Below are 19,117 nucleotides of genomic sequence, written 5' to 3' on the forward strand. Positions count from 1 at the left end.
TTCAATAATATAATCTCGGGAAAATATATTTTGCCAAATTACTATGTTCGCTAAAAATACGCTGAAATTAACATTAGGTCTTACGCTTACATCTCTTTTATTGAGTGCATGTGGTGGTGGTGATGGAGGAGACAACACACCTCCAGCTAGAAGCAAAGGAAGCATTTCCGGTATGGTGTTTGACGCCCCAGTCAATGGCGCCAAGATTGAGGTTTTCGAGTTCAAAAATGGAAACTTAGGTCGGAAGTTGGCTAACACGACGTCTGATGCCTTCGGAAACTATCTGCTAGAGTTTGAATCGTCGTCAATGCCTCTTTTTGTTGTTGCAAAAGAGGGGAGTTATACCGATCCGTTTACAAATGAAACGGTATCTGTGAGTAATGCGAAGACACTTAAATTTGAAGGTGTTGTGAACTTTAAAGAGGGGAGTGAGCAAAAGTTAATGCTTACTCCGCTGTCGAACTTGGCAGCAGGCTTGGCAAAGTACAAAATTTCTCAGGGGGCCACAGATGAAAGTGCCTTTTCAACTGCTTTGGATAGTATCAATAGCATGTATGGTTTTGACGTAAATGAGACCAAACCTATTGATATTACCAAAGGTGGGCAAAGCAGTTTTGCTAGTACTGGGCATCAATACGGTGCTTTATTAACAGCATACTCGTCTTACTCTTACGATCTTATAAAAAAATACGGCAACAGCGATAACGTCTACACTTCGATGCACTTCGCTGACATCCAATATCGGGATGTTATTGCAGATGGTGTTCTTGATGGTCTTGAAGTGAGCAAGACTTCAGGAGCAGTGACTCCCCTCAGCTTTGGACAGAAAAAGATAAACAGCGACGTTTACACACGTGACTTATCTCAGCACGTTTTGATCGTGGTAAACGACCCAAGTATCAATATTTCAGGTACTGATGCTGCCGACTATGTCGACTTTAGTAAGAAGCTTAATGACTTAGGTACATATGGCAGTACAGATGGCGTCATTCCACCGCGAGATGGGACGGAGATTGATACCACAGCGCCTATCGTGACACGCATTGACCGTGATGTACTTGCAGGCACCGATAAAGTTGACCTAAAAATTGTTGATGATATCGGTGTAGAAGACGTATCCGCCTTTATTCAGTATCAGATTAATGGCTCTTGGTCTGGTGAATTTCAATGTAACGACATACAAGATTTTGGAAGCACATTCTGTTCGGTTGAATTTGATGATTTTGAAGTTGGCCTTCGAGAGACCAACGTTAAAGTTAACATTAATACCAAAGAGATCGATAGTGTAGATATAAACCCTGCCACTGGGCTCTCAAACGTAACAGCAGCACGGTTAGTCTTATATACAGCGGATGTACTGGGTAATGAGTTAATTCCAGGCAGCCATTCGGGTCTTCATATCAACTTTGAGTGGGATAACGATGCGCCTGTTATCGATATTACATCGGCGAGTGCAATTAATAACCAACTTAAAGAATACGTTCTGAAAGGGGTTGTAAAAGAAAGCTCGCAAGAGATTAGTTCGGTCAGTATTTCATTTAAAGATGGCTTACATGAGGGCGTCACATGTTCTCCTGTCACTGTAGAGTCTGGAAATGCTTGTGAGTTTAGTAAGGCTTACCCAACTGATGAATTCCTATCTACGACGGTCTTTGAGGTTCGAGCGAGGGATAGCAAAGGCAATACGGGCTCTGCGCAGCATGCAGTAAGTCGTGACGATCAAGCGCCAGCACAGACGATAACCTATCCTGAAGGTACGTCAATGACGTACGTAAATGTGGGGTTAGATGGTGAACGAACCACTTACGATGGTATCTACTCTCAAGATACGTACACCCCAGACAATGTTCAAGCAAGCCGCGATTTCCTGAAGATTGACTATGCGTATGCAAGTTTAGGGATTCAGAGCTCATTAAAAGGGATAGATTTTAGTAACTTCAACGCTAATTTATTGAAAGAGAATAAAATCCCTTATGTTCGTGTGAAAGTATCAGACGTAAATACCGATACGGTTTTAGGCTCCAACGCTAATAAGCTTAAGCTCGTCGTCAAGTACTACGTAAGCCAAAACAACGATAACAACTACTCACTTCAGCAAGTTATTGATACAACGGCATCCGATGACGATTACATCGCAAAAATTCCGCACGAAACGCTGTTAGATAGCAATGGGCGAGTTGAGGATGTCATTTATTACATTCCATTTGTAAGAGATATTTTGGGTGACAGCTTTAAATCGGTATCAGAAAACAGTAGTCAAAAGTTAGTCATTCAAACCATCGATGAGTCTGATAACGAAAGCACTCCAAGAGAAGTATATTTTAGAAGTAGCTTTGACCTACCAACCATAAAAGTGGTGACACCATTTATTGGTGCGCGAGCTCAACTTGAAGGGTTGAGCCCAAGTGGTGAATTCACTTCACTTGCAAGTTGTACCACTATCCAGCAACTGGAAAGTGACCAGTCCATGGCTCTTGACGTAGCGAGCTGTGAAACCACAACTGACGTAGTGAATTATGATTTCATGCGTGTTCGTTTAATTGGTATCGAAGGCAGTGAGCCATACTATTACCAATGGAAAAGAGATCCAGGGACCAAGAAAGTAACGGTTGACTTAAACAAGGCCAATATTGGTGTGTATTTTAAGCTCAAAGGTTCTCAAACTTACTATATTACTGAACTATCGACATATCAGACTGGTTTGTTTGATTTCCAGTGGGATCAAGTGACAGCGGGAGAGAAAACTTCAGAACGTGCGATTCAAATTCTTGATGAGGTGCGCTACGCGTTATCAGGTACGAATAACAACTCATTCTTTGGGTTTGACCCAACGGTTGTGTCTTATGCAACCAATGAAATGCTTACAACTAAAGCGATTCCAGACAAGCCATCAAATGACTATCTACACCGATTCCTTGTTGAAGCAATTGATAGTATTGCCGAGAGAATGCCAAGAAATAACTCATTAGATTTTGCATCTGCTATTTACGATGATTTTAGCTACGATGGAAAAGCAAATGGTATAGGGGCAGGAGGAAGTCAAGTTACGCTCGATTCTTACACGTTTGGCGCTGAAACTTACCGAAAAGACCTGGCGCAATCGTATTATGAAATCATGGCGAGCAAATACGGTATTGAGACCAATATCGCGCAGCTCTATGCTGATGATATTTCGATGGCTAATCCTGACTTAAATGGTAAGAACATTTTTGATACAGAGGGTAGCAGTATCGATACCTTGCCTCCGCAGCCAAAATTAACCATTGAAAGCGGTAGAGAGACGATGGTTGGTAATAGGCTTTATATCGCTGGCGAGGTTGTTTCTAAAATTGTCCTAGACGATCCTTCTGGTATTGTAGGAACCGACGCTTACGGCCCGAAGTTTAGCACGATGTGGTATCAAGCTAATGAGCCAAATATTGAAATACCACTGGACATCAACATCGTAGAAAACTCAGGCAGCAGCAATGCTTATCGAAAAGAGTACTTCTTCACCCTCAACTCCCAGTCTAGTGAACTAAAAGACATTATAGAGTTTGCCGTGGAGACCAGTGCTATGGACCCACATGGCAATGCGTATGGTTATAATGGTAAATCTCCGTTTATAGAATCGGTGTTTATTGATAACGATTTCCCTAAGGCCAGTTATCTTCCACCGAATGATGTCGATGGTAAACCTGTAGAAAACGGTATTTATTTAAATGCGAACAATACTCATGAATTAACCTTCAAGGTTGAGGATATTGTTGGTGATAAGCTTGCCTCGAGGGGCCTTGTTTTCTACCAGCAAACCGGTGAAAAAGTAACATACACACCAGAAAACTTTGCAACTAACTCAAAAGACGCGTTTAAAGTCAAACTATGTACGGGCGAGATTTGTTCAAATCAAGGCTCTACGATTTATCCTGGTGATGGAGATTGGTTAGTTGTTGCCGCAGCAGAGGACAACTTAGGTAACTCCGTTTCAGAGTTAACTAGCACCGCTCCGAGATTCAATATTCGTATCGACTCTGAAGCTCCTATTGTAAAAAGCGAGCAGGTTCAAAGCCGTTTAGGCGGTAATAACCAATGGACACCTGTCATTGATTGGGGGACGTTAAGCTCTGGCAATAACGTAAAAATAGATCTGCGCCGCGGATCTGGTCAGGCTCTGACATTAGAAAGCTGTGACCCTCTAACAGAGGCGTGTGACGTACCATACCTAGTTGGTGAACAGCCTGACGTCAAAGTCCAACTGGTTTCAAAAGCATTTGATTACGATGAATGGAATGAATTTTACGTCACTGCGACGGACAACGCTTACCCTGCCAATGTCAGCACAACAGGGAAATTCACCTTCCAAGTCGATAACAAAGGCCCTGAAATCATCCTAAATACGCCTTGGGTTGAAGACACATTGTCTAAAGAGAACTATGTCATAGGGCGTGAGTTCAATGTGCGATTTAAATCCGTAATAGACGATTCAGACCTTGAGCAAGTCTCGCTGTATCAAAGTGGTAAAGATTCGCCAATTAAGACAATTGTGCCAACGGATTCATCTAAAGAGTTTGTCATGTCTCTTATCAAGAGTGACACAGATAAAATAGACATTTCTGAAGATGAAAAAACAACGTCATTGTATGTAAAAGCAACCGATATTTATGGTTTTGAGTCTAGTTCTAACACGCACAAGGTTATTCTTGATCGTGATGGACCAACATTAGGATTAAGTGGTTTCAATGCGAATGACTACTACTTAGGTAACTATGTCTTTGACCTAACGGCGCTAGACCTAAATGCAAACGGTGATGTTTCAATTAATGGTGTCAATCGAGAAAGCCTAGAGTATTGGACGTTTAGCGATCTGGAGCCATTACCTGGCTCTCCAGGTAAAAAAATCAATGAAGATCTCAAAGTGAGTCTTGGTGATTTAGGTTCGGGTACACACAAGATTCGTTTAAAAGGGGCTGATGTTCGTGGCAACACAACCTTAACCAGTGATGAGCAAGATTTTACCGTCAAAGTATACAACTCAATCCCGCAGGTGACGCTGGCGATGAGTTACACGGATGGAACGCCAATTACAAACAACACCATCTATCAAGATGGGAATATCGTACTTACGCTTGATATTGTTGATGATAGTGGCGTTGATCGAATTGACTCAACGTATAGATTCTCTGGAGAGCAAAACGGGACTAACTTTACGTTCTCAGAAACTGCAGATGGCACTTGGACGGCAACGTTGCTTTCTACACAAATTGCCAAAGATGGTAATTATGAACTTGATATCAAGGTTTATAACAAAGTTCGTTACCTTGATGAAAAAGACCGAAAGGTTGGAAAAGTAAACCAAACCTTTAGCGTACAGCGTGAAGGCGTGGTTCTAACAGTTGAAAGCCCGCTGGACTTCCAAAATTACTTATCTGATGGTGTTCTTGATGTCACCTTTACTACATTGAGTGCGGTCAAAGCCAAAACGTTAGAGTGTTGGGTTCGTGAAGAATACAACTCTCTAGATGCGCCACCAACTAATGAGCAACCAACTTCTGGTGTTATCAACGTATCGCAAGAACCTTACAGTTGTAGTGTCAATGTTGGGCAAAACATGACCAAAGCACCTGTTACTTTGATCACTAAAACCTTGGGTACAAATGGGCGTGAAACGATCAACAAGTTCAATTTCTCGATGGTGGATATTGATGCACCGACAGTCGTAGATGGTAACTCATACAGTTTTAAAGGAAGTGATGTTTGGTTTGATGAAGCTTTGAAGAAGAAGATGCTCACATTTGAGCTCTCTTTTAATGATGCTTTATCAGGCGTGAATACCGAAAGTTCAGATGAATATCCAAAGTTGGTTCGTAATCTTGGCAACAAAGCTTATACACCAACGACTTGTGCCAAAGGTGTTGGAAATATCAAGTGTACGTATTCTGAATCGTATGCCGATATTATTGATGGCCTGAGTACAACTCAAGAATACAAAATCAAGAACTTATCTGATTTAGCAGGAAACTTGACGCCAGAGCACGATCTACTGCTTGAATTACCTAAAGGTTCGGTAGTCGTCGAAATTACTGATCCGGTCGGAAACACAACCATTAATGGTCAGCAGCTTGTCGCCAAATTCAGAATTAAGCTGTATGAAAACTCTAGACTAGACAATGTGATGGCCAGGTTTGGAACGGAATCCTACAACTATAAAGATAATCCGGAGAAGTTTGCACAATTAGAGGTGTGTGCAGATGACCCAACCTACAAGTGTTCAACATTTACAAGTGAACTTCCTAGCGATGCGGATGGAAAAACGATCAGGACAACGATTACCGCAACGGATGTGTGGTCGAGAGTCGGTGAAGCGACCGTTGATATTAAAGTTGACAACACACCTCCAAGTGTTGGCGATGAGATTATCGTAACCGAATCGCCAACAAATCCTGATAATGTTCGTTTTCGTTTCGACATAACGGACACTGGTAGCAGCCTGGCAACAGTAAACTATTCGGTTTTAAACCCAAGCCATCAAGAAGAAAGAGTAGAGGATGGGAACGGTTCATCTACGTACTTTGAACTACCGAAATCTCAGTTAGAGGGGCGTGGTTCAATCACGGTTGATATCAAAGCGACAGATAGCGTCGGACTGTATTCTGATATCAGAAAAGTCATTGATATTAGTGTTCCTAAAGTCACAGTTGATTTCGATGGAATTACGAGTTTGCAGGGTGGCAAACTGTTTTTAACCAAGGCGAGCCAGCCGTTTACGGTATCTACGGTGGAAGGAGAAAGAGTGAAAGCTTCACAATATTCTGTGGAGCTTATTCCAAGCCTCGGTGATTCCTTGCGTTACTCAGGTGATGTTATCTCTTCTAGTGGTAATGGAATGATGAACTTTGCCGTCGATAACCAAGGGGCATATACCCTTAAGGTGACGGTGACGGACTCAGTTGGAAGAGAGAATACAAGCTTTGAATTACTAGGCAAAAGTTATGATGGACAAGTGATCGAGTCTATTGTTGATTATGACGCTCCAAGTATTTCTGGCTTAAGTGCTAATCAAATCTCTAAGGTGCCGACAAACGATAAGTATCAACTAGAAATTAGTGCATACATTACAGATAAAAATTTAAATCTCGTCACGTCAAAAGCGGTGAGTGGTGGCAGCACTGTGGCTCCTCAAGCGATTACTGAGCCGACAACTGAAGCGGGGCCTTATGTTATAAGCTATTTGTTACCGAAAGGCGAGCATACGATCACGGTGGCAGCAACAGACAAAGTGGATAATAAGAACGAGAGCTCTATTGACGCACATGTGGAAGCTGCAACCGTTCCCGGGCTAAGTATATCTACTGCTTCAAGCGCCCCTCTTTTTGGAGGTGAAGAGATTACACTTACGTTTAACTTTACAGAAGAAGTTACTAACTTTGATATCTCAGATGTCCACCTTGTCGCTAGTGATAACGGCGCAACAGGAACGTTAAAGCAAGATACGTGGTCCACGTCAGACAACGTTACGTGGACGGTTAATTACATCAGTCCAGAAAAGCAAGATAAAAACATAACAATACAGGTAGAGGATGATAGCTACCAAAGTACCAACACCATTCCTGGAAAAGGAAGCAGTTTAAATATCGCGGTTGAAGGAACCTTACCAAAACTGACCAATGTGACATTTAACCCTGAGCATCAGAGCGTGGGGCAAAGCGTGAGTGTCTCGCTTGAGTTTGATAAAGAGCTCCAAGAGGCGACCGCTACGCTTGGCGGCAATCGCATTAGTTCTCTATCAGCAACGGTAGATAAAAAGGTCTGGGTTGGTGATGTACAAGTTCCGAGCACCGCGCTGTTAAGTGTCGACTTGGTTGTTAGTCAGTTTAAAGATTTGACTGGCAACATAGGTGAGGATAACACCGCTCACGAATTGCCGATCACGCCAACCTTAGCTATTACGCCAGTGGGCAATGTGGATGAAGCGCATGCCGCCACGCTACAATTTGAAGGTACGTCGACACGTTTTGATGGTCAGTCCCTGCGTCTTGAAGTGAAAGCCCAAGGCGGCGCGACGGTATTGAAAAGCAGCAGCGCAACGGTACAAGCCGGTGGCACTTGGACCAGTGACGCGATTGATATGAGTCATCAAACCAATGGCACTTACATCGTGATGGTGACGGGGACGAACTCAGCGGGCATTGAAGTGAGTGAAAGTCAGAGCTTTACACTGGCGCAATCTCTGCCAACGCTGACTAACGTGACGTTTACGCCTGAGCACCAAGCCATCGGCCAAAGCGTGACGGTAACGCTGGAATTCGATAAAGATCTGCAGTCCGCCGCGGCGGAGTTAGGTGGCACGACGATCACCTCATTAGTGGCAACCGCGGACCCAAGCGTTTGGACTGGTGATGTGGTGGTACCAAGTACGTCGGAGCTCAATGTGGCGTTGCTTGTTCGTGACTACCAAGACTTATCAGGGAATACCGGTAGCCAGAGCACGGCTTACTCCATGCCGATCACGCCGACCTTAGCCATCACGCCGGTGGGCAGTGTGGATGAAACGCTTGCCGCCACGCTACAATTCGAAGGCACGTCGACACGTTTTGACGGCCAGTCCCTGCGTCTTGAAGTGAAAGCCCAAGGCAGCGCGACGGTACTAAAAAGCAGCAGTGCAACGGTACAAGCTGGTGGCACTTGGGTCAGTGACGCAATGGATATGAGTCACCAAACCAATGGCACTTATACTGTGATGGTGACGGGGACGAACTCAGCGGGCATTGAAGTGAGTGAAAGCCAGAGCTTTACACTGGCGCAGTCTCTGCCAACGCTGACTAACGTGACGTTTACGCCTGAGCACCAAGCCATCGGCCAAAGCGTGACGGTAACGCTAGAATTCGATAAAGATCTGCAATCCGCCGCAGCGGAGTTAGGTGGCACGACGATCACCTCGTTAGTGGCAACCGCGGACCCAAGTGTTTGGACTGGTGATGTAGTGGTACCAGACTCGTCAGAGCTGAATGTGGCGTTACTAGTTCGTGACTACCAAGACTTATCAGGAAACACCGGTAGCCAGAACACGGTTTACTCCATGCCGATCACGCCGACCTTAGCCATCACGCCAGTGGGCAATGTGGATGAAACGCATGCCGCCACGCTACAATTCGAAGGCACGTCGACACGTTTTGACGGTCAGTCCCTGCGTCTTGAAGTAAAGGCCCAAGGCAGCGCGACGGTATTGAAAAGCAGCAGTGCGACGGTACAAGCCGGTGGCAATTGGACCAGTGACGCGATTGATATGAGTCACCAAACCAACGGCACTTACACCGTGATGGTGACGGGGACGAACTCAGCGGGCATTGAAGTGAGTGAAAGCCAGAGCTTTACACTGGCGCAGTCTCTGCCAACGCTGACTAACGTGACGTTTACGCCTGAGCACCAAGCCATCGGCCAAAGCGTGACGGTGACGCTGGAATTCGATAAAGATCTGCAATCCGCTGTGGCGGAGTTAGGTGGCACGACGATCACTTCATTAGTGGCAACCGCGGACCCAAGTGTTTGGACTGGTGATGTGGTGGTACCAAGCACGTCGGAGCTCAATGTGGCGTTGCTTGTTCGTGACTACCAAGACTTATCAGGGAATACCGGTAGTCAGAACACGGCTTACTCCATGCCGATCACGCCAACCTTAGCTATTACGCCAGTGGGTAATGTGGATGAAGCGCATGCAGCCACGCTACAATTTGAAGGTACGTCGACACGTTTTGATGGTCAGTCCCTGCGTCTTGAAGTAAAAGCCCAAGGCAGCGCGACGGTATTGAAAAGCAGCAGTGCGACGGTACAAGCCGGTGGCAATTGGACCAGTGACGCGATTGATATGAGTCACCAAACCAACGGCACTTATACCGTGATGGTGACGGGGACGAACTCAGCGGGCATTGAAGTAAGTGAAAGCCAGAGTTTTACATTGGCGCAGTCTTTGCCAACGCTGACTAACGTGACGTTTACGCCTGAGCACCAAGCCATCAGCCAAAGCGTGACGGTAACGCTAGAATTCGATAAAGATCTGCAGTCCGCAGCGGCGGAGTTAGGTGGTACAACGATCACTTCATTAATGGCAACCGCGGACCCAAGTGTTTGGACTGGTGATGTGGTGGTACCAAGCACGTCAGAGCTCAATGTGGGGTTGCTTGTTCGTGACTACCAAGACTTATCAGGGAATACCGGTAGTCAGAGCACGGCTTACTCCATGCCAATTACACCGACAATACACCTAGACGCTATCAACGATGTTACTGGAGTGGAAAGCGTGACAGTAAGTGGTAGCAGTGAACGATTTGAAGATGGTGAGTTCATAGATATCAAAGCAGTCGACGCTGATGGTACAGAAGCCACAGGCATGGCAACCGTGCTTTCAGACTCATGGACAACTGATTTAGATCTTTCAGGACTGAAGGAGGGGGTAGTGACGATTTATGTAAATGGTACCAACAAGCTTTCCGCCTCTGCGGAAGAGGCTCAAGCAACATTTAACTATGATCGTTTCGCAAGTACAGCCTCCTTAGGTGCTGTTTACAACCGATATTTTAGTGATAACAAAACTTTAAAAAATGCGGCATAAATAAAGCGAGCGTTTAGCTCGCTTTATTTCTTTGGGACTTTTTGTGATATTTATCAAAATAATTGCCTTTATTGATAAGTTACTCGAATTAATGAATCGTCTTAATACAAGGCTGAATAACTATAATAACTAGGCCAATGTTGCTTTTAGGTGTGTATGAAGTGATTGTGATGGTCGCTCGGCAGGTGCTGTGGTGAATGTGTCGCGTTGAAAATCTTTTTAAATATTATATATTTACGCTCGTTTCTATACTCTGAGTATAGTGTTCTGCATGAGGTCGATGGGTCATACCTCGCCTCTTTAACTCGCGATGAAGCAAATTTAATCCTAGCAAGCTTCAGAGCAGTTACTTTTGTGAGTGCGTAATGCGCTCACCTTTTTATTTAAACTTCCTCAGTAACAGTCAATTTGTTGTTTGTTGCTGAGGAGGGCACCTCATAAACTTCTGAATTTCCTCGTGCTTACCTGAAGCGCACGTTACTGCGATTTTTGTTAACTTCAGTCCATAAATTAAATTTTTTTAGATAGTAAGATTTTACCATTTTGACAGAGTGGGTGATGTTGATGGCTTTTATTGTGGTTAAATCGCATGTTTTAATAGTAAAAATCACCATTTTTTTGGTGTTTTTGATTTCGGGCGATTTTTCTATCTCGTTGAAAATAAATGGCTAAGTAAGTAGGATACGCAGACCAAATCGTACTTGTAAGCCTTATCAGCTTAATTGTCACCGCAGCCATATTTACGATGTTGGTTGTGGAGAATTCAAATGCATTTAGTTTGCAAATTTATACTTAGCTCGAAGCTATCCTCCAACGAGCTATCTTATGTTCTTACACCGGACGAGTGTATAGGACAGCTTTCGCGTTTGCGAAATTCAGATGACATCCTTAGAAACCTCCCTAAAGAATTGGCGCAAAAGATTTCCATCTCTGCCAAAAAAACGACCAGCGCATTGCTAGCTGCGATAAGAATCGAATTGGGAAAAGGCAATTGGGTGTCATTATCTACCGTTGCACGTCGGTCGCCATTGACGGACTCTCAGCTGCAAAGCTTCCCTAGACTTAAATCACTCGTTGACTCTGTATCTGCTTCGAATGAAAGCAAAGCTTTTAAAGCAGGATACAAGCAGGTTACCGAAGATGTTGCTTTAGTTCGTAGTTACACGCATGTCCCCTCTGAGCCAAGTCCAGATCAAAAAATCGTTGTCGAGTTTGCAGGGCAGTGGTCTAGCAACGCGGCATGTTTGATGTTGGGAAAAACCGAAGCTCAAAAAGAAAAAGTGACTGTAGGCAAGGCTGATACAGAAAACAAACACCGCAGCCTCGCGATATTTAAAGATCTCGAAGCTGAGGGCAAAACGCTCTATATCAAAATCCCTTGCACTGACCAGCCTCAGCCAATTTTGCTTAAACTCGCCGAAGACCTGCAACCCGTTGATAAAGAAACTCAGATGGATGAGTGGGATAACGTGTTGGTGCCTGTGGTTCCGCTGCACTTCCCTGGTAGCGATAAATCAGATGAAGCTGCAGAAGTGTTTAAATCAGGCTACGTGTATGTTGTTTGGAACAATAAAATTTGGCGCGAAGTGGCAATTACGGAAAATGGTTACTTTTCAGATACGGACATTAATAGTGTTCGTGAAGGCTCTAGACCCAAAAGGCACGCCGATATCTATATGACCAATCCTGAAACAGGCGGTGTTTTCGCTTATGAGCCTTTCCAAATCGTGCAGAACGGCAAGGTGGTAAGTGAAGGCTCTTTGAATGGCTCTGGAGAGGCTCGAGTGTTCAACTTAGTTGAGGAAGAAGTTGAGATAGTCATGACAGGCTATGAGCCACAAATCAAAGAAAAGATTGAAACAAATTTGAGCCCTATTAATGCTTCTAGCCCAGTGGAGCGGAGCGCGCAAGGTTACCCTCTCCCGCATATATGGCTTCCTTACAAGATTAAAGGTGAGCCTCAAGAAGTATATTTGGCTTATAACAGTAAACGATTGAGCGAGAGTGAACTATCTCAACTAGAAAGTGATCCCGGAACCAAGGCCATAAAAGTCACTGATCTTAACCATTATAGCAGTGAGAAAAGCTTTAAAATTGGAGACGGTTCTGTTCGTCTGCTCTCAGTATTACCAAGTGCTGCGACCTCAAAACCTGAAAAATACGCAATGTTACGAAGCCAGGTAAATAAAAATGTAGCGGTCGTGTATTTACTTAAATCTGTCGAGATAGTTTTCGAGTATCCGGGCTATACGACGCTGGACGAGTCAGATGATTACTTTGAGTTAAGGCAAAGCGATGGTGATTGGTCGCAGCGAGTGTGCTTGCGCCAATGTATAAAAAAAGAGAATGGTTCTAGGTTGATTCGTTTTACTGGTTGGCCTGCAGAGGTTAAAGAAGTGGATCTTCTCCGTGGTTATCAGGGCAATAGTCATCACGGAAGAGATAATAAAACGGTCATTTTTGCTCAAACACCCATTGCGGATTTACTGGCTTATAAGAAAAAAGATCAGCCAAGTTAACAAAACAACTTATTCGGGTTGCGTTGTCACATTATTAAACGCGATCGAGAAAGATAACGAAGAGAATATAAGATGAACCTACGTCATACATTATGCTTGATTACCTTAGCGGTCTTATCTGGTTGTAATCAAGAATCAGCCAAGGAACCAGAACAACACGCGCCAAAACCTCAGACGGTTCAAGACCGAATCGCAGAAAAAAATGCTCAACAGTGGGAAGATGGTCGTGTTTATATTACAGAAAACAATTACGTTATTTATGACAAAGAGACGGGTAAACCTAAACACTTTATTTTTAAAGCTAAAGAATGGCCACGTGAAGATCTCACCAATGAAAGCTCTTATGATTTACCACGTGTAGTGTTTCGTTGGGATAACGCCCGAAATGAAGCGAAAGACCACTATGATCAAAGGGATAAAGTGTGGAGTATCAAAACGGATGGGACGGACTTGCGTCTGGTCGCAGATGAGTTTGTTGGCAAAGTTCGTCTAATGCGTGTCTCTCCAAATAATCGCTACTTGGCTTTGGCCTATTCGGCCTCAGAAGGGATGTTTAAAGTAATTAAAGATCTTAAGACGGGTGAGTATATTGAACTAGGTCGTTCACGTGGCTACCCAGAGTTTCTATGGGCAGAAGACAGCAGCTATCTTTACTACGTAGACAAGTTTAAAGACTGGAAGTACACCTTAGCGACAGGCGACAAACAGCAAGTAGACACAGAGTTTAATGAGTATTCCGTGATTCAAAAAGGAAAAAGATACGTACTAAACGACTTTGGCGTTGCAGTTTATGATGAGGCAAAAGACGAATTTCTCTTTAGCACGGGAATTAATCCTGATGAACAAAATCTGGGTGATTATAAGTTTAACAAACGTAGTATTAGTCCAGACGGTAAGTACGCTTGGGGTGAAAGTAGGAAGTTTCGTTATCTAATTGATATCGAGCAGGATTCATTTCAACAAGAAGAAATTGTACCGCGAGCGGTAGGTAAACTGCGCTATTTTGAAATTTTGAGTAAAGATGCGAATTATGCTCGGGATGGAGCGGCGCGGGCCATCCTCAGTAAACTAAAAGAAAATAAAGAATTTGGTTCTTATTTAAAATGGGAGCAAATAGGGACGGGCCATAGTGCCAGTAACTCTTCTCTTTACAACGCCTTTGCCAACAATGGTGATTTTGTTAAAGGGGATGAACTGTGAGCACTCATGATACCAGTAACGCGATACCTTTGTGTGCAAATTACTATTTGTTTGGTGTTTATTATGAGGGGGAATTTAACTCTCAAACTAAAACAACTGAATTCCCATCTTGGCATTCAGAGGAAAGCTTGGTAAGAAAACAAATCGCTAATATTCGCCCTTTAGCGAAAGTGCCGATGCTTAACGTCACTGATAGCGATAGCCCTAAGCTTTGGGCTACCGACCATAAATTTAAGTTATGTTCACTGGGTAACGGAAAGCCCGATCAATATGGGGCTTTTGAGGTCCTGACACCAGAGCACACAATTCATGCGTTAGGTAGGGATCTACCCAAAGAGGGTGAGCAGACCTTCACTTTCCGCTTTCCGCCCTTGCCTTTAATAGCTTCACTTTCTGAGTTAAACCCCAAAGAGTTAGCTACAAAAGTTGCAGAGTTGAGTAGCCAGTTGGAAAACAGCGAAGCAAAACTCACCTTGACAGAGGTCAGCATTGAACAATTGGCTAAGCCTTACGAACCAGCTGCGAACGGGGGGCTCAGCGAAGAACAGGCAGAATATAATAAGTGGTATGAAGATGTAAGTGAATCGGGAGAGACACTAAAAGGCTTCGTTTTACCTGTTGTGGCGAGTTGCGCGGTGGTTTTTTCTGATCAAGGCTATGAAAGTGCGACGGTTACTTTGCAAAAGTTTGACTCAACCAAAGAAGGTGGGGAATACAAAACGATAGGCTCTTCAGTACAAGCGGCATTACCTGAAGATGAGCTTTCAGAAGAAAATGCTAAGCAATATCCATGCGCGATGTTTCACGTTGATCCTGCTGATTTTAAAGAAGGCTTATACAGTATCCGTGTCGAATTTATTCCAAGCCAGATGAAAAATGGTGTTCCACAGTTCATTAAAGACGCTCATATTCAGCAATTTTCTGAAGGCTTAGATACAGTCTATACTTACGAGCTACGTGAACAGATTACCTTTTCTTCAAGCACTCCGTTAGGGAAATTTGCCATTGTCAGTGGCGATATGATCTCCCTTGAGGAATCCTTGATTTATCAATACCCTCAGTACTTTGGAAATATGAAACATTACCTTCACGGTAATGTACAAGGTGTAACAGCCAATACGCCAGCTTCAAGGAGTATTGCGTTACTCAAGAATATCCGAGATGTGTCTGCTCAGCTAGGAGCAGGGCTGCTGAGCGGTAGCTTGCAAGACACTTTAGACCGTGATGGCCGCCAAGCGGTGTTTAATAACGTCTCGAAACTGTATTGGGATGCAGTTAAGTCCGAGATGCCGCCTGCGATGAAAGCGGCGGGCGAATTGTATTACGGTATTTACAGTACGAAAGAAGCGCTTGATAAGTTGCAGGAACTCCACACTCCAACTATCGCGGGTGTTGGTTGGAAGGCGCTATTTCACGATAAGGTTTTTAACACCAATGAAGCTCGGTCAAGCGCACTTGCACTTTCTTTAGAATCACGTCTGGGTAACCGACGTGTGGTTGCCGGGCGAGTTGCGGAAGCTTGGCTTTCTGGTGGTAAAACCGTTGGTTTTAATGGCTTCGGAACGGGATTGACAGCACTTAGTTTGTATAAAAAAGCTAAACAGCTGGTTAATCAAAATAAAAAGGTTGATAAAGCAGAGCAAGGAACAGAAGAAGTTACAAAAGACTACCTTGCTCAAATTCCAGTTTGGAAGACAGCTAACCATATCCAGGAAGAAAAACTAGAACAGGCTTTAAAAGATGCGCGTGATCAATCTGGCAATCAGATTGACGCCATTCTCGTAAATAGCTCTAGAGGCGCAGGAATAAAAATAGAATTTGCCTTTAACTCGCGTGAAAAAGAGTTAAAGGAGCATACACCTATATTTAAACAGCTTGCTGCTTCTCTTGCCAACGTTTTAGAGAATGAGCCAAACCTTAGAGTAGAGATAGAAGGGCATGCTTGCCAAGTCGGTACCGAGAAAGCAAATATGCAGGTCTCGGCAGAGCGCGCAGAATATGCGAAAAAACTGCTCATGAAGGAGTTCCCTGTTTTTGAAGGTCGTGTTTCGGTAGCCGCTTTTGGTGAAAGTAAACCTGTCTATGTTCCCAAACAAGGTGAAAAAGTCGACCGCAACAACCCTAATCTAAGACAAAACCGTCGGGTTGTAATCCGTATTTACCTGCAATCCCTGAACATATTCTTTCATCCCAGTCGCTATGGCTCGCATGCAATGGAACGCTCTAGGCTTGCTCTAGAAGCTGAGATGGTTGCGCAAGATAAAGCAGAAGTCGCACTGCGAATGGCGATTTTTGACAGTGTCGTTGACGTCGCTTCCTATATTCCTGCTATAGCTCCTGCGGCAAGAGGGTTTATGCTTGCCATAGAGGGGTCAAAGACAGCAATATCTGCGGTGAAAGTGATTGATAGTTTAATGTTGGACTCCTTCCTAGAAGAGTTAAAGCAAAGCCATGAGGTTGTCAGTGAGCTTGAAAGGCTGGCAAAAATACATATCGAGTTACTTAACGATTTGCGACGCAGTAAGGTAGATGTAGGTATTGAATGTAGGTCTTATCAGGAACTCATTACTCACCTTGAGAGCGAAGAAGTTCGTAAGGAGGTGTTAAAACGCTACCAACTACGAGCGCTTGCTATTAATGGCTTAGTGTTATTACTCGCTGACCTAGGATCTCAAACCAAACGGAATTCTAATATCTCGTTTAGGTTTTTGGTTGAGCGTTACAAGGTGAAGGAATACATTGAGAACTACATTTTGAGCGATGATTGGTCTGTACATACGATCAAAGGAAACACCTTAGCGGCTAACTGGAAGAACCGTTGTGATAACGAGTACTACACCGAATTATCGACAAAGATGCCACAAGGTGCGCAGCATTGGCCTGCTCCAATAACAACTAATAGCAAAGTTTCTCATCTCTCTATAACCGAAAACAGGGATAGCTTTAAAGCGTCAGGTGCATTTAATCAAATCTTCCCGATACAAACCATGTTGTTTGAACACCCAAATGAAACGATGTTTGATAACTTTACCGAGTCATTTAACCCGCAGGGAAGTGAGTTAAAGAAAGATGAAATCGGCTATTGTCGAATACTTGTTCAGTCAGCTCGTTATACTGAAAGTGATGAACCAGAATGGATGTCATATGATAGTTGGATTCAGCAATCTAGCAACAGTCGCCTAGGTCCATACGATAAAGTGAAAGTGCAGTTGATACTTAAAAAAGAACACAAGTATGCGAAGCCAGTTACGATTGGCTACGATCGCGTTGACGGGCTCGAAAATATTAAAGGCCCAGCTTTCAGTGACTGGATGCTGCCAATGAAGGTTAGTGACTTCAAAACTGATCCTGATGGGCGAATAAGTGCTTTTTACAAGCAACAGGGGATTGATGACGGCGCTACGTTGATTGCTATTGAGCATATTCCCTCATTCCGCTTCGGTGATGTGATGATCGACGGTATGAAACCAATGACCTCTAAAGCAAAGCTAATGTTCTCTGATGCAATGTTCAGTATGGCAGTTTCCGGAGCAGCGATATCGGGTCAGCCAAGCGACTATTTTGCAGAAGCGGATTCCTTTAAGCGCTATGTAAAAGGCGGAGGCTTCCAAAATATGCGTTACTGCTTGGGAATTAGAACGAATCAAGGGCAACATAGTTTTTACTTACCACAAGAGTACAGTCTGGGGCAGAAGTTTGATGATGCTGAAGATGAGTTGCAGATTGGCGCTTTAAGTACAGAAACTAGACTGGTTTTGCTTGATACCTACTTGGGAGAGCAGCAACTGCGTCTACGTGAACAGGACCTTATGGTAGAGAGCTTTACCTTAATGGCAGGTGAGGGAGACAAAAATACCATCCCTATACTTCATGGCATTAAACAGCAATTGGTGGCTATAGACACCAAAGCGTCTGGTTTGAACTTTTTCAGTGAAAGAAAGTGGTACCAATCGGCTGATAATATCTGGCGTGATGGTTTCTCATGGGGAAACAAAAAGAAAGACGATCCTGCCAGTATTTATGTACTGATTTTGGGTGAAAGTCATGAAAAAGCACTTTATGAACGTTTGGGTATGCCGTGGGAAGCAGTGAATATGTGCATTCAACTGGCGCTCGACGGAAATGATGGCAAGCCAGTTAAAGGTCCTCTTTACTTCACCGATATGTATCATATTGGTGAGTTTGCCTATAAAAACGAAGAATGGATGTTTACTGAATCTATTTCCGAAAACCATCGAGAACAAGTTGATGCCATGAGTGAGTTTATAGGTGAAGCTGTAGGTAGTCTCACTAAAGAGAATGAACTATCTAAGAGCAAAAACTATACGATGTACTGCATGAGGTTTAACTTGGAATATGTTGCACCAACGGGAGTTAGGTTAAAAGGTCTAAGACCGTTTGGTGGTGTAATTGGTGGTAAAGCGAACTTGGAGCTTTCGGTTGCTCATCTAAAACAAGTCGGATTAAATGGAGCTGATGACTATGATATTGGTCGTGATGCTGTAATTTCTATTCCTTCTTTAAATGCGGATAGTGCTTTGGCTGGTAATTTCTTTAGTGATATGCCTTGGTTAATTGAGAAAGAGTCGACAGAGGAAGGCGTAGACAAGTCTGCGGCTGAAACTTGGAAGCAGTATAACGAATCTCAACGCAAGAAATGGTTGAAAGATTGGATTGAGAAACAACCTGCGGTAACTCAAGCACCCAAGCCCTTGGAAAAGTCACTTGATAACCCTTCCTAGGTGCAAAAAAACCGCCTTCGGGCGGTTTTCTTTTCTTATCACTTCATACTGAATTTAGAAGTTTCTTTTTA

The 19,117-nt window shown here is 43.7% G+C and carries 4 protein-coding genes; all 4 read left to right on the forward strand.

From position 1 onward, the window contains the following. Positions 1 to 43 precede the first annotated feature (43 nt). The 4 genes from R7F64_RS10770 (at position 44) to R7F64_RS10785 (ending at position 19,046) form a co-directional block, all read left to right on the forward strand. A complete protein-coding gene (locus R7F64_RS10770) occupies positions 44 to 10,585 on the forward strand; it encodes a tandem large repeat (protein ID WP_318071669.1) in 10,542 nt (3,513 codons plus the stop codon). Between the two features lie 767 nt (positions 10,586 to 11,352). Next, positions 11,353 to 13,104, forward strand: a complete 1,752-nt coding sequence (locus R7F64_RS10775) for a hypothetical protein (RefSeq protein WP_318071670.1) — start codon at positions 11,353 to 11,355, stop codon at positions 13,102 to 13,104. A 72-nt stretch (positions 13,105 to 13,176) separates the two neighbouring features. Continuing rightward, on the forward strand, positions 13,177 to 14,304 hold the full coding sequence (locus R7F64_RS10780; protein WP_054577785.1) for a hypothetical protein: 1,128 nt from the start codon (positions 13,177 to 13,179) through the stop codon (positions 14,302 to 14,304). Further along, complete coding sequence (locus R7F64_RS10785; RefSeq protein ID WP_047101263.1) at positions 14,301 to 19,046, forward strand: OmpA family protein; 4,746 nt, start codon at positions 14,301 to 14,303, stop codon at positions 19,044 to 19,046. The genes R7F64_RS10780 and R7F64_RS10785 overlap by 4 nt, the downstream gene beginning before the upstream one ends. Positions 19,047 to 19,117: the final 71 nt, after the last annotated feature.

Origin of the sequence: Vibrio sp. Vb1980 (assembly GCF_033338615.1) — a bacterium.
GTDB classification, from domain to species: Bacteria; Pseudomonadota; Gammaproteobacteria; order Enterobacterales; family Vibrionaceae; genus Vibrio; species Vibrio alginolyticus.